Genomic DNA, 13552 nt, shown 5'->3' on the forward strand with positions numbered 1-13552 from the left:
CGTTGCCAGGCCGTCGGGGCGTCTGTAGAACTGGATGAGTCGCAAGGCGGCACGGGTGCTTCACCCGCCGCCGACGAACCCCTCTCCACCGCGTGAGTGGCTCACGCATGTCTCTGACATGCCGCGACCGCCCTTGTCCCCTTCGGAAGGTCTGTCCGTGTCCAACTCCGTCATCCGCCGCATCGCCGCTTCGAAGAAGTCCCTCGCGGGCACCGTCGTCGCCCTCGGTGTCGCCGGTTCCATGCTTGCCACGGTCCCCGCCCAGGCGGCCCCGACGAGCGCCAAGGCGATCGCCCAGCAGATGATCAAGGACCCGGCACAGTTCGCGGCCTTCAACAACATCGTTTCCCGCGAGAGCGGCTGGAACCACACCGCCACGAACTCCTCCTCGGGCGCCTACGGCCTGGTTCAGGCCCTGCCGGCCTCGAAGATGTCCTCCGCCGGTTCGGACTGGAAGACGAACCCCGCCACCCAGATCAAGTGGGGGCTGGACTACATGAACTCCCGCTACGGCAGCCCCGTCGGTGCGTGGAACTTCTGGCAGGCCCACCACTGGTACTAAGCCACCAGCGGATGTGAGACGCACGAAGACGCTCGGCCGGGATCTCCCGGCCGAGCGTCTTCGCGTTCCGCGGCCCCGATGCTCCCCGGCGCGTTCATCAGAGGCGCCGCCCACGCACCGACGCCGTACCGTGAACCTCGGTACGGCGTCAGTACGCGCTTGGGCGGGGTGTGCGGGAGAGGTCGGGTCAGTCCGTGAACACCTGGACGATCCTGTCACCGGACACGGCGACACCCGTCTTCTTGAAGTTGCAGTTCTTGATGGCGCCCGCGTGGGCCGCGCTGTTCAGCCAGCCGTCCACGTGCGTCTTCTCGTCCCCACTGCCCCAGGCGATGTTCTCGGAGCCGGTGGTGAACGTCGCTCCGGCCTTCGTCAGCCGGTCCTTGATGCTGGATCCGTCCGAGCCCGTGTGGTTGGTCGTCGTGTCGTTGGCGTACTCCTGCGCTGCCGCAGTGATCTTCGGGTCGACCGTCAGGGGCTCGCAGCCGGCATCCGTGCGTGCCTTGTTGACCAATTCGAGGATCTTGCCCGGGTCGCTCGCGGCCGGGAGTACGGCTTGTGCGCCCGAGTGGGCGGACGGGGCCGCGACGGCCACCGAGGTGGCGCCGACGGTTCCCGCGAGTACCAGCAGGGAAGACGCGCAGGCGATGGTGCACCGGCGCTGTATTCGACCAGATCCGGAAGCCATGGGGTACCTTCCTTCGTTCGGCTGGAAGCGCGGAGTCCAGCAGCAACGTCGCCGCTGGACCTCCAGGACCCGAGTCTGCGCCGAGGTCGGCCCACCCGCATCTCCCGACACTGAAACCGCAGGTGGGAGGGGTTGTGTGGGCTGTGGGGGAGGGCGGTGATCCTCCGCGATCCGGCGATCCGGTGATCCTCCGCGATCCGGCGATCCGGGTCCCCGGTGGGCCCTGTGCCCCGCAGTGCGGGTTCCGGCGCGTCAGGGGCGGGGCAGTCCCCACGTCTGCAGGCTGTAGGGCCGCCCCTTCTCCTCGCCGGTGATCAGCGGTACGTCGAGCAGCCGAAAGCCGGCTTTGGTGGCCACGGCGACACTGGCACCGTTCTCGGCCTCCAGCTCCAGGATCAGTTGCTCCGTGCCCAGTTGCTCGAAGGCGTAGGCGGACATCACCCGCACCGCGCGTGCGGCCAGCCCCAGGCCGCGGTGTGCCGGACCGATCGCGTAACCGATCTCGGTCCCCTCGGGGGCACGTCGCAGCATCACCTCGCCGAGCGGCGCGTCTCCATCGACGGTGATGGCGAGAAGGATCGTGGTGCCTTCCGCCCGGAGCTGCCGGGCCCGACCCAGGCGGGCGTGGGCGGCCGCGTCGTCGAAGGGGGACACGATCGGCGTCCAGTACGCGATGTCGGGGTGGTCGAAGAGTCCGGGCATCGCGTCCAGGTCCGCTTCCGTCCAGTCGCGCAGGACGAGGCCTTCTCCCGAAAGCTCGATCCGCTCGGGAAACGACGGTGCTGTGCTGCTCATGATGAGGGTCCTCCGTGGCCTGTTCGCGACGAGGCAGGTTAACCGTGAGCGGGCGGGTACGCACCATGATTTCAGCGGTGCTCCCGACGTGGCACTCCCGGCCCGATCCGGCGGAGAGCCGCCCACTATCCCAGCGCGGCATCCACGGCGGCCGCCGCGTGGATTCGCGCCGTGGGGAAGACGGGCACCGGGCTGTCCTCGGCGCCCACGAGCAGTTCGATCTCGGTGCAGCCGAGGACGATCCCCTCGGCGCCGGCCGCCACGAGGTCCGCGATGACCTCCCGGTAGGCGGTCCGGGATTCCTCCCGTACGACTCCGATGCACAGTTCCTCGTAGATCACCCGGTGTACCAGGGCTCGCTCGTCGGCATCCGGCACCGACACCTCCAGTCCACCCGCCGCGAGCCGTCCCCGGTAGAAGTCCTGCTCCATCGTGAACGCCGTACCCAGCAGGCCGACCCGACGCAGGCCTCGCGCCCGCACCGCTTCCGCGGTGGCGTCGGCCAGGTGCAGCAGCGGAACCGAGACGGCCGCCTGCACCTGGTCGGCGACCTTGTGCATCGTGTTCGTGCACAGGAGTACGAGATCGGCGCCCGCGGCCTCCAGCGACCGGGCGGCGTCGGCCAGCACCTCGCCCGCCTCGTCCCAGCGGCCCTGCGCCTGGAGTCGCTCGATCTCCGCGAAGTCCACGGAGTAGAGCACGCAGCGCGCCGAGTGGAGCCCGCCGAGCCGCTCGCGGGTGAACTCGTTCAGCAGCCGGTAGTACTCGGCCGTCGACTCCCAGCTCATCCCGCCGAGCAGGCCGATCGTCTTCATCGAGATGCCATTCATAAGCAGATATCTTAGCAAGTGCCAAATCTATAAGTATCCCTTTGTGTCGCTCGGTGTGGGCAGTGGTGTCGGCGACCGCGCTAACCGCGGGCGAGGACCGGCAGCCACAGCGTGGAACCGGCGTGGACGGTGTTGACGGACACCCCACCGGCTGGCTGGTGCTCCATGCCGAGCGCCTTCGGGACGCCGCCGGCCGCATCGGAACTGCCGACGGTGAGACGGAGCCGGTGACCGGCCGGCAGCCGGCGGGCGTTGGGGCACAACGGGATCCGGTAGTGCACCGTTTCACCGGGCGGCACGGCGCTGGGCGTCGTGCACGAGAACACTGGCCGGCCGGGAGTGCTCCGCTTCTCGTCGGCCTCGCGCAGGGAGGCCCGCAGCCAACCGGGCGTGATGAAGGTGGATCCGCCCTCCTCGTCCACGGCCTCCAGGGCCACGATCCAGGAGGTGTCGCAGTCCGTGATGGACGCGTCGAGCCGCAGCTCGATGTTGCCCGCGAAATCGAGATCGGCCACCAGCGGGGGAGTCGTCCAGCTCAGGACGTCGGGAAGGTCCGGCCGGTGCGCGGCTCGGGAGGGACGAGCCGCGGTCTCAGCGTGCGCGAGATAGCTGCGGCTCCCGTCGGTCCGACCGCTGCGGACCAGGGCGCCGTCGGCCTGGAGCGTGAAGGGGGTCAGTACCGCCTCGGTCGGCGGCCACCTGTCCGCGGTGCGCCACTGGTCGTCCCCGGCCCCGGGAAGGACGTAGCGGATGGGCGGCCCCTCCATGATTCCCGTGTCACGCCCCTTGAGCCAGTGGTCGAACCAGGCGAGCGCCTCGGTGTGCAGGCTCTCCCAAGGCCAGTTGAGGCCGCCGGGGCCGAGGAGCGTCATCCGGACCGGGGGGCGCTCTTCTTCGGTCAACCGCTGGAAGCCCGCCCAGGTGTCGAACGTCGACGGCAGATGGACCGGGGCGTTGTCCCAGTCGCACCCGAGATGAACCGGGACGCCGATGGCGCCCAGCCGCGACATGAGGCTTCGCTCCTGCCACCAGTCGTCCCGGAAGGGACGGCTGAGCGCGAGGTTCTGCCAGATCTCGTCCCACGGCTCGCTCGGGTAGGAGCCCCGCATGACGCCCTGGAGGGCGCCGAGTGCCGCTTCCCCGTTCATGGTCGCGGTCTTCGCGTGGACCCGAGGGTTCTGGAACAGTTTGCGCGCGGCTTCCAGGAGGGGGCCGCGCAGCAGGTGCTCCGAACGGGTCGCGGCGACGGCCATGGCCACGGACCACCCGCCGATGAACGTCTTGTTCATCAGCCCGCCGGGCCGCACCAGGTCGTAGAGGTCGGAACTCAGCCCCACCGGGAAGATCGCCTTCAGGTGCGGCGGGGCAGCCGTGGCGGCGGCCATCTGAGCCATGGCGTAGAAGCTGATGCCGATCATCCCGACGTGCCCGGACGACCAGTCCCGGGTACCCGCCCATTCGACGACGTCATACAGGTCCTGACGCTGCTGCTCGTCGAAGATGCTCCACTGGCCGCCCGAACCGGCCGTGCCCCGTTCGTTGACGATCACGTGGACGTAGCCGCGGGGTACGAAGAAGTCGCTCTGCCCGGCTTCGACGATCGGCAGGGGGATGCCGGACGTCTGGATCTGCCGCGGATACGGCGAGACGGCGACGAGGACCGGATACCGGCCGGGCGCCGCCGGGCGGTGGACGTCGGCCAGGAGCTCGACTCCGTCCCTGAGCGGGACGGTCACGTTCAGTTCCGTGGTGACGGCGAACTCGGCGGAGGAGAGGTCGGTGTACTCGCGGCCGCTGGTCTGCGGACCGTTCAGCCGGCGTTCGGCGCTGTGCTGAGTCATGTCTTTCACCGTTTGCGTGGGGGAGGGAGATGCCGCGCGTGTCCCGGTGATGGCTACCGGGATGCCGCCGCGCTCATGTGCGTCTGTTCAGGTGGCGCGCCGGCCCGCCCTCCCGCCGGCGTCACCTCCCGCGCAGTCTCCCGCGCCTCGCCCCCTTCGCGACCATGTCACCTGCCGGTCGGTGGACGCACTCGGCCCATCTCGTCGAGTACCTCGGATGCGCGCTTCAACTGGGTCTCGCGTTCCAGAACGGCTTCGCCGACGGCGGCCTTCTCCGCGTTCAGCAGCCGCTCCTGGTGCTCACGCTCGACGCCGTTCCATGTGCGGGTCAGCCCCGTCCGGCGCTTGCACGCCACGTCGGCGGTCGCGAGTTCGCGCTCCCTGGCGGATATCCGGTCGGACGGTGTCGCGGTGAACTCGTTCTCGATGTCCAGGGGACTGTTCGCCTGGTAGCCGGCGCGTCGCAGACACCCGCTCCAGGCTCGTACGGCGGATGTGACGCGAGGGTCGGCGAGTGAAAGCTCGTACGACCGCATGTTCAGTTCCCGGACGACCCGCGCGTCCGAGGGGTAGTCGTCGCCGCCCGTGATCTTGCGCGCCGCATCGGTGTTGCACGCGTTGGCTGTCGCGAGCTGGTCGGCGGTCAAGGGCTCGTCCGCGAGCGCGGGCTGTTCGGCCGGGTGGTACCCCCGCGCCTTGGCGGCCTCGGGATCGTCGAGGCCGTAGCGGCGGGCGTTGCGGTCCGCGGGTTTCGCTGCCGGCGGTGTGCGCGGGGGGAGTCGCACTCCCGCGCGTGCCGCGCACGACTCCACCAGTCTGTCGAGAGCCCGATGCAGGTAGGCGTTGTCGGCGGGGGAGAGGAAGTACGCGTCCAGGGGCAGCCGGAGGGTCTGGTCCACGCCCTCGGGCCCGGGGTGCGCGACGGGTGCGACCAGCACGGAACCGGGCGGGCCGGCGCCGTTGTGGCCGGCGGAGGAACATGCCGTCAACGGCATGAGCAGCAGGATGAACAGTGCTCCGGGCAACGCCGAAGTACGTGACCTCATGAGCCAGGACCTCCGGGCCGCCGGGTGACGGTCGCACGCGCCGGGGGCGACCGTCACCCGAAGCGGCAGAGTCAGTTGAAGCGGCGGAAGGAGGCGTTGTTGTTCTTGGTCTTGACCAGATTGGCGCCGGTGCACGCCCAGATCGTGTCGTAGGCGCCCGACCAGTTGCTGTTGAAGTACACCTCGACCCGGCCGTAGCAGTTGTTCGGCTTCTGGAACGTCGCCGACGCCGCGTTGTTCTTCACGGGCCTGGTCTCACCCGCGCCCGTGCCCTGGATGAAGACACCCGCGTCGTCGAGACGTTGGAATCCCTCGAAGTAACTGGTGTCCCAGCCCGCGATGGCACCCGACTGGTTGCTGTTGTAGTGGAAACAGAACGCCTGCGTGGCCGGGTGGTTCACCTGGCATCGGCTCGACGGCACATCGGCCTGCGCGATGCCGGGGGAGAGCGCCACGAGCGCCGCACCCGACAAGGCGGCCGAGGCTAAAACGTACTTGATCCGCATGTCCCACCCCTGTCGTCGTCAGTGACCCTGCGGGGTCACCATGGGGTAGAACCTACGCAGGCAGAACCTGACGGACCGGCAGTTGTGGCGGCAGGAGGAGGGCAGTGTGCCGGACTCCGGGGGGAGCCGGTACAAGCGGCGGTCCTCCGCCTTGCGATGCACCGCACCGGACACCGCGACCCGGCAAACCATTCCGGCCACAGCACTAGGCGCTCAGCCGGGCGGGACGCCGCCCGGGCCTGGAATGCCGACCAGACGCACGGTGACGCGCGGGACGCGCCGCGACAGGTGCCACCTCGGCAGCCCGGGTGGCCGCGGGCAGCGATGGGCTGTCGTCCGCCGACGAACCGAGCAGGAGCTCCTCGTACCTGCCGAGCGCGAGAACACCGCACAGAAGGGCGGGCAGGAGCACGATCACGGCGATGAGCATGGGTGTCCCTTCGGCGGTTGTTTGTCCCGCGTCTGCCCGCGATCGTGCGAGGGAAGCGTCCCGTCCCGTGGCACGGCGGTACCGAGGGTCCGAGCACGGCCCGTGATTCAGAGTGCCTGCGGCGTGTGTTCGGCCGGGACGGCTTCCCGCGGCGCCACCGGCCCGGGCGGGGTGCCCCGCCCGAAGGGGCTGCCGCCCAGCGACGACCGATCGTGGGGCGCGAGCCAGCCCGCCAGGTCCGGACCGGCCGGCACGATGCCGGTCGGGTTGATGTCCCGGTGGACCAGGTAGTAGTGACGTTTGATGTGGTCGAAGTCGACCGTGTCGCCGAATCCGGGAGTCTGGAACAGATCGCGTGCGTAGGCCCAGAGCACCGGCATCTCGGACAGTTTCCGCCGGTTGCACTTGAAGTGGCCGTGGTACACGGCGTCGAAGCGCACGAGGGTCGTGAACAGTCGGACGTCGGCTTCGGTGACGGTGTCCCCGACGAGGTACCGGGACGCGGTCAGTCGATCCGTGAGCCGGTCGAGTCGGGCGAACAGGCGCTCGTACGCGGAGTCGTACGCCTCCTGCGATCCGGCGAAGCCGGCGCGGTAGACCCCGTTGTTCACGTCCTGGTAGATCTCCGCGTTGACGGAGTCGATCTCGGGGCGCAGGTCCAGGGGGTACAGCGCGGGCGCGCCCTCGCGGTGGTGCGCGGCCCATTCCAGAGACATGTCGAGGGTGATCCGGGCGAAGTCGTTGGTCACCACCTTGCCCGTCGGCACGTCCACGATCGCCGGCACGGTGATGCCGCGCTCGTAGCCGGGGTCGCGGGCAAGGTACGCCTCCTGGAGCCGCTCGATTCCGAGCACGGGATCGCGACCCCCGGGGTCCAGGTCGAACGTCCAACTCCGCTCGTCGTGGGTCGGACCGGCCACGGCCATCGGCAGTGCGTCCTCCAGCCCGAGGAGCCGTCGCACGATGATCGCGCGGCTCGCCCAGGGGCAGGCCCTGCTCACCACGAGACGGTACCGGCCCGGTTCGACGGGGAAGCCCTCGCTCCCGTCCGCGGTGATCCGGTCGGTGAGATAGCGGCTGTCCCGCTTGTACGAGCTGCCGGGGCTCACGTAACTCATGACCAGCCCCCGTTCCCGCCGCCGGCCGGCCGCCTGCGATGCGGGAGCCGCTCCGCCGCCCGGCCGCAGTCTGCTGTGTCCATCGGGTTCCTTCCGTGTCGAACTCGCCCCGTGCAGAGGGCCGTTCATGCCCCGAGTGGCCGGCCTTTCGCCGCGCCGCCTTCTCGCCGCGCCGGCCGCAAGCGGTGCCGGCCGCAAGCGGTGCCGGCCGCAGCGGTGCCGGTCGGCCGGTGGGCGGCCGACCGGCACACCGCGCTCAGACGAGGTCGAACCGGTCGAGGTTCATCACCTTGTTCCACGCGGCGACGAAATCACGCGTGAACTTCTCACCCGCGTCCTTCGACGCGTACACCTCCGCGATCCCCCGGAGCTGCGCGTGCGAACCGAAGACGAGATCGACCGCGGTGGCGGTCCACTTGGGCTCACCCGTCGCGTGATCCCGACCCTCGAACACGTTCTCCGCCGAGTCCGACGCCTTCCACACCGTGCCCATGTCGAGCAGGTTGACGAAGAAGTCGTTGGTCAACGCCTCCCGGCGGTCGGTGAACACACCGTGCGGGACCTGCCTGAAGCCGGTGTTCAGGGCCCGCATGCCGCCGATGAGGACCGTCATCTCGGGTGCGGTCAGGTTCAACAGGTTGGCACGGTCCAGCAGAAGCGTCTCCGGCGACAACTTCTCTCCCGCCGGGAGGTAGTTGCGGAACCCGTCCGCCTTCGGTTCGAGCACGGCGAACGTCTCCACGTCGGTCTGCTCCTGCGAGGCGTCCGTACGCCCCGGTGCGAACGGGACCGCGATGTCGTACCCGGCATTCCTCGCGGCCTGCTCGACGGCGGCGCACCCGCCCAGCACGATCAGATCGGCGAGCGAAACCTTCGTTCGATCCGTCCGGGAGTCGTTGAACTCCTGCTGGATCCCCTCAAGGGTCCGCACCACCTCGGCCACCTCGGGCAGGTCATTGACCTCCCAGTCCTTCTGCGGCGCGAGCCGGATCCGCGCCCCGTTGGCCCCACCCCGCTTGTCCGTCCCGCGGAAGCTCGCCGCCGACGCCCAGGCGGTGCTCACCAACTGGGAGACGGACAGCCCCGAAGCGAGGATCCGGCTCTTGAGGTCGACGACGTCCGCGTCCGACACCAGGTCGTGATCGACCTCGGGAACGGGGTCCTGCCACAGCTGCGGCTCGGGGATCCACGGCCCGAGGTAGCGCGACAGCGGACCCATGTCGCGGTGCAACAGCTTGAACCAGGCCTTGGCGAACGCCTCCGCGAGCTTGTCCGGGTTCTCGTGGAAGGACTTCGCGATCGGCCCGTAGATCGGATCCAGTTTCAGCGCGAGGTCCGTCGTCAGCATCATGGGAGCGTGCCGCCTCGACGGATCGTGCGCGTCCGGCACGGTGTCCCGGGCCGAGGGATCCGTGGGCGTCCACTGCTTCGCGCCGGCCGGGCTCGTCGTCAGCTCCCAGTCGTACCGGAACAGGTTGTCCAGGTACCCGTTGTCCCACTTCGTCGGCTCGGAGGTCCACGCGCCTTCCAGCCCACTGGTGAGCGCGTCGACGCCCACGCCGCTGCCATGGGTGTTCCTCCAGCCGATGCCCTGCTGCTCGATCGGGCACGCCTCGGGCTCGGGGCCGATGTACTCGGCGCCGACCGCACCGTGGCACTTGCCGAACGTGTGCCCGCCGATGATCAGCGCGGCGGTCTCCTCGTCGTTCATCGCCATGCGCCCGAAGGTCTCGCGAATGTCCCTGGCGGCAGCCACCGGATCCGGGTTGCCGTTGGGGCCTTCCGGATTGACGTAGATCAGCCCCATCTGCACGGCCCCGAAAGGACCGGTGAGTTCCCTGTCGCCGCTGTAGCGCTCATCACCGAGCCAGGTGTCCTCGGGACCCCAGAAGATCTCCTCCGGCTCCCAGATGTCCTCCCGCCCGAAGGCGAAGCCGAACGTCTTGAACCCCATCGACTCCATGGCGCAGTTGCCGGCGAACACCAGGAGGTCGGCCCATGAGATCTTCCGGCCGTACTTCTGCTTGACGGGCCAGAGCAGACGGCGCGCCTTGTCGAGGCTCGCGTTGTCCGGCCAGCTGTTGAGGGGGGCGAAGCGCTGAGCGCCGGCCCCGCCGCCGCCCCGACCGTCCGCGATGCGGTACGTACCGGCGGAGTGCCAACTCATCCGGATGAAGAGCGGCCCGTAATGGCCGTAGTCGGCGGGCCACCAATCCTGCGACGCCGTCATCACCTCGAAGACGTCCTGCTTCAGCGCGTCGACGTCCAGGGTCGCGAACTCATCCGCGTAGTTGAATTCCTCTCCCATCGGATTGGCGTGAGGCGAATGCTGGTGCAGAACCTGAAGATCCAGCTGATTCGGCCACCAGTCACGATTCGACCTGGGGCGAGTCGGCGCGGGAGTCGGGGCAGGAATTACTGGGTTCTCGCTGTCGCTGCCGGACACGTCCGTCCTTCTTCCTGTGTCGGTGTTTCCATCGGCTGGCTGCTTGCTCTTGGCGCTTTCAGACACGAACGACGCCGATGATCGAGCGTGTGTCGGCGCGTCCGTATGGTCGCGCACCGGAGAGCTCGCCGTTATGAGAACACGCGGGGCACCTCCGGACAACAAGCAGTCGAAAGGAGAATCGAGGCCCGGCCCGACGGTTGACCGTTCTCCTGATGTACGGGACCGGCCCGCGGGAACCAGAATGAGTCGATATTCCGATCATCTCGACGGGATAAGGATCCGGGGCCGTCGAACCGACCCGTCAAGGCCGTCAGCGCCTTCCGTCAAGACCGGCCCCGCGTGCCTAGACTCCCTTTGTCCCGCCGAGCCTGAAAGGGTGAGCCGATATGAGTGACCTGTTGGAACGGCTGAGAGGGCGCGGCTGGCGGATGACTTCCCAGCGGCGTGTCGTCGTCGAAGTCCTCGACGGCGATCACGTGCACCTCACGGCCGACGAGGTGCACGCCCGCGCGGTTCAGTGGCTGCCCGAGATCGCCCGAGCGACCGTCTACAACACCCTGGGCGAGCTGGTGGCGCTCGGCGAGGTGGTGGAGGTCTCCGTTCAGGGCCGCGCGAAACGCTTCGATCCCAACGCACACCATCCGCACCAGCACCTGGTGTGCTCCGACTGCGGCGTCATCCGCGACGTTCACGTGACCGGCACACCGGCCGAACTGCCCCCTGACGAGAGGTTCGGCTTCACGGTGTCCGAGGTCGAGATCACCTACCGCGGGCTGTGCCCGTCCTGCGCTTCCGATGCGCGGCAAGGCTGACCCGCAGTCGGGTTGGCCTCCGGCAGGGCAGGGGAGTTCGGGGTCAGCAGGGGGCTGTGCGGATCCGGCCCCGCCTCCACGCCTTCCGGAGTGATCGGCGCACTCCGCTGTGACCGCGCCCGCCGCCGGCGACTCGGGCTCCGCCGGAGCCACGTCAGCGAGCCGCGGTCCAGGGACTGAGCCCCCAGCGGAACGTGTGCAGGTCGCCCGGCGCGAGCTCCACCAGGCCGGCCCCGCTCCGGAACGCGTCCGGCGGACAGGACATGGGCTCCACCGCGAGGCCTCGCCGCCGGTCCGGGACCGGCAGTGTGTCGCCGGTGTACACCTGGAGGTACCTCGCCTCCTCGCCCAGCCACAGGTCGCTGCCGTGGGAGCCCGAAGGGTGCGCGAGCCGCACCACGGCCCGGCCGGCGGAGTCCCGTTCCAGTTCGGTGAACGGGGTGTCCAGGTGCTGGGGGCCGAGCACGCGCGGCGTACGGAAGTCGAACTCCGTGCCCTCCACGGGCTGCGGAGCGGGGGGCGCGCCCTGATCGGAGGGCGGCAGCCACGCCCGGGCCGGGAGGGTCACCACGGCGTCGTCGACCCGTTCGGTGCCCACGGTCAGGTAGGGGTGCTGACCGACCCCGTAGGGCGCGGCGCTCCCACCGAGGTTGCGTGCCGTCACGGTGACGGCCAGCCCCTGGGACCCGAGCGCGTACTCCGCACGGACGCCGAGGTGGAAGGGGTAGCCGGGCTGCGGGAAGAGAGTGGTCCCGAGCAGGAGGCGGTCCTCGGCACGCTCCAGCGGCTCCCACGAGGCCCAGCGGAGGAGCCCGTGGATGGCGTTGCCGGCCTCCGGTTCGGTCAGCGGGAGCTGGTGTTCCTCGCCCTTCCAGGCGTACCGTCCGCCGCTGACGCGGTTCGGCCAGGGGGCGAGGAGCTGCCCACGACCCCCCGTGATCGGCTCGTCGGCGGTGTAGCCGTCCAGGACGGGCCGCCCGCCGACCGTGTAATCGCGCAGCCCGGCCCCGAGCTCCACCACGACTGCTCTCTGTTCACCGCTGCGCAGCAGGAACTGCTGTCCGGTCGGGCTCTCGGGCATCGGGCCTCCAGGTCGGGGTGCGGGCGGGGCAGGTGGGCGCGATCGGCGACTACGCGGACGCCGGCGTCGGAGCGGGAGCCGGGGTGAGCCGGAGCGAGAGGACGTAGGAGACCACGACCGCCACGATCACGACCGGCATCACCGTGAGGCCCTGCGACCCCAGGAGAAGAGTGGCCAGCAACACGGAGGTCATCGGCAGTTTCAGCATGGCCACGCACAGCGCACCGACACCCATGGCGAAGCCGGAAGTCACGTCCAGGCCGGGAAGGTGCGCCATGGCCAGGCCGAACGCCGCTCCCACGAACATCGAGGGGAAGACCGGGCCGCCGCGGAAGCCGCTGAGGGACAGCCCGTAGGCGAGCGCCTTGCAGAGCACGAGGAGAACCAGGGCCCCCGCCGAGTAGCCGGCTTGGCCGGCCAGCAGCGGTCCGAGCGCGTCCTGGCCCGAGTAGAGGACCTCGGACGCCTCCTTGCCCGTCGACTCGGCGTACACCAGCGCGACCACTCCCACGAGAACGCCGACCAGGACGGTGACCGGCACCCGTCGACGTTCGACCCGGTGCTGGAGGAACAGGCCCATCCGGCGGATCCCGGTTCCGCCGAGTGCGGCCAGCGCCCCGATGACGACGGCCCAGCCGAACCCGGCGAGGTCCGGGCGGGCGGCCTGCGGCACTTGGTGGAGGACCAGCGAGAAGGTGCCCAGGCCCGTCCACGATCCCAGACCGGTGAAGAAGAGTGCCCCGATACCGGCCGAGAGAAGGCCCGGCACCAGGACGATCGCCATCGTCGCCCCGCCGAGACCGGCAGCCTCCATCAGGAGGAAGGCGCCGAGCAGCGGCGAGCCGAGCAGTGTGCTGACGGCCGCGAAGCTTCCGGAGGCGCCCAACACGGCCATCGCCTCGGGCTGGATGTCACGCTTCATCGCCCGGCCGAAGAACACGGCCAGGCCACCGCCCAGCGCGATGAGGGGCGCCTCGGGACCGAGCACCACGCCCGCACCCAGCGAGGCCAAGGCCGCGAGTGCGATACCGGGGAGGTCGATGGGCTTCGGCGTGCCGGTGGTGACGAGGCCTTCGGCAGGCTTGTGTCCGGCCTCGCCCGGCAGGTGGCGGATCGTCAGCGCCACCAGCAGCCCGGCCAGGGCCAGGAGGGGGATGGGCCACCACGACGGCGTTCCGTGAAAGCCCAGAGCTCGGGGAAGGTCGGTGTAGGTCAGCGACTGGAGTTCGGACACGAGCGCGAGGAATCCGAAGGCCGCCGCGGAGATCGGGATGCCGAGGAACGCCGTCATCACCAGCAGAACGGCGTACCCGCGGGTGCGGATCACCGCGAACGGATCCGGCGCGGGTGGGGCGGGCGGCCCGGCGGGGGTGGCTGACATGCTCATCGTCTCC

Annotated in this window: 12 protein-coding genes; 2 read left to right on the forward strand and 10 right to left on the reverse strand. The window is 69.7% G+C overall.

Features of this window, described 5'->3' with window-relative positions:
- The first annotated feature begins 118 nt into the window (after window positions 1-118).
- Window positions 119-562: a transglycosylase SLT domain-containing protein gene (locus OHA84_RS33955; RefSeq protein WP_266967993.1), complete on the forward strand. Its 444-nt coding sequence runs from the start codon at window positions 119-121 to the stop codon at window positions 560-562.
- 187 nt (window positions 563-749) lie between these two features.
- Here OHA84_RS33955 and OHA84_RS33960 read toward each other — a convergent pair whose 3' ends face one another.
- From OHA84_RS33960 to katG, 8 genes are all read right to left on the reverse strand, one after another.
- The gene (locus OHA84_RS33960) at window positions 750-1250 is read right to left on the reverse strand and encodes a CAP domain-containing protein (protein WP_266967991.1); all 501 of its coding nucleotides are present in this window, start codon (window positions 1248-1250) and stop codon (window positions 750-752) included.
- 252 nt (window positions 1251-1502) lie between these two features.
- Window positions 1503-2048: a GNAT family N-acetyltransferase gene (locus OHA84_RS33965; protein ID WP_323181964.1), complete on the reverse strand. Its 546-nt coding sequence runs from the start codon at window positions 2046-2048 to the stop codon at window positions 1503-1505.
- Between the two features lie 122 nt (window positions 2049-2170).
- The gene (locus tag OHA84_RS33970) at window positions 2171-2860 is read right to left on the reverse strand and encodes an aspartate/glutamate racemase family protein (RefSeq protein ID WP_266973833.1); all 690 of its coding nucleotides are present in this window, start codon (window positions 2858-2860) and stop codon (window positions 2171-2173) included.
- Window positions 2861-2955: 95 nt separating this feature from the next.
- On the reverse strand, window positions 2956-4716 hold the full coding sequence (locus OHA84_RS33975) for a CocE/NonD family hydrolase (RefSeq protein WP_266967987.1): 1761 nt from the start codon (window positions 4714-4716) through the stop codon (window positions 2956-2958).
- A 167-nt stretch (window positions 4717-4883) separates the two neighbouring features.
- On the reverse strand, window positions 4884-5762 hold the full coding sequence (locus tag OHA84_RS33980) for a hypothetical protein (RefSeq protein WP_266967985.1): 879 nt from the start codon (window positions 5760-5762) through the stop codon (window positions 4884-4886).
- A 71-nt stretch (window positions 5763-5833) separates the two neighbouring features.
- Entirely contained in the window at window positions 5834-6268 is a 435-nt protein-coding gene (locus tag OHA84_RS33985) for a hypothetical protein (RefSeq protein ID WP_266967983.1), read from the reverse strand.
- Window positions 6269-6805: 537 nt separating this feature from the next.
- Entirely contained in the window at window positions 6806-7816 is a 1011-nt protein-coding gene (locus OHA84_RS33990) for a glutathione S-transferase family protein (protein WP_266967981.1), read from the reverse strand.
- Window positions 7817-8072: 256 nt separating this feature from the next.
- On the reverse strand, window positions 8073-10262 hold the full coding sequence (gene katG / locus OHA84_RS33995; protein WP_266967979.1) for a catalase/peroxidase HPI: 2190 nt from the start codon (window positions 10260-10262) through the stop codon (window positions 8073-8075).
- Between the two features lie 389 nt (window positions 10263-10651).
- Between katG and OHA84_RS34000 the strand changes: the two genes are divergently transcribed.
- Window positions 10652-11077, forward strand: a complete 426-nt coding sequence (locus OHA84_RS34000) for a Fur family transcriptional regulator (RefSeq protein WP_266967977.1) — start codon at window positions 10652-10654, stop codon at window positions 11075-11077.
- A 154-nt stretch (window positions 11078-11231) separates the two neighbouring features.
- Here the strand turns inward: OHA84_RS34000 and OHA84_RS34005 are convergent, their stop codons facing one another.
- Both OHA84_RS34005 and OHA84_RS34010 read right to left on the reverse strand, forming a co-directional pair.
- Window positions 11232-12158 (reverse strand): aldose 1-epimerase family protein, encoded by a 927-nt coding sequence (locus OHA84_RS34005; RefSeq protein WP_266967975.1) that lies wholly within the window; start codon window positions 12156-12158, stop codon window positions 11232-11234.
- A 49-nt stretch (window positions 12159-12207) separates the two neighbouring features.
- Window positions 12208-13539, reverse strand: coding sequence for a chloride channel protein (locus OHA84_RS34010; protein WP_266967973.1), 1332 nt, complete (start codon window positions 13537-13539; stop codon window positions 12208-12210).
- Window positions 13540-13552: the final 13 nt, after the last annotated feature.

It is taken from the genome of Streptomyces sp. NBC_00513 (genome assembly GCF_041431415.1).
Taxonomy (GTDB): domain Bacteria; phylum Actinomycetota; class Actinomycetes; order Streptomycetales; family Streptomycetaceae; genus Streptomyces.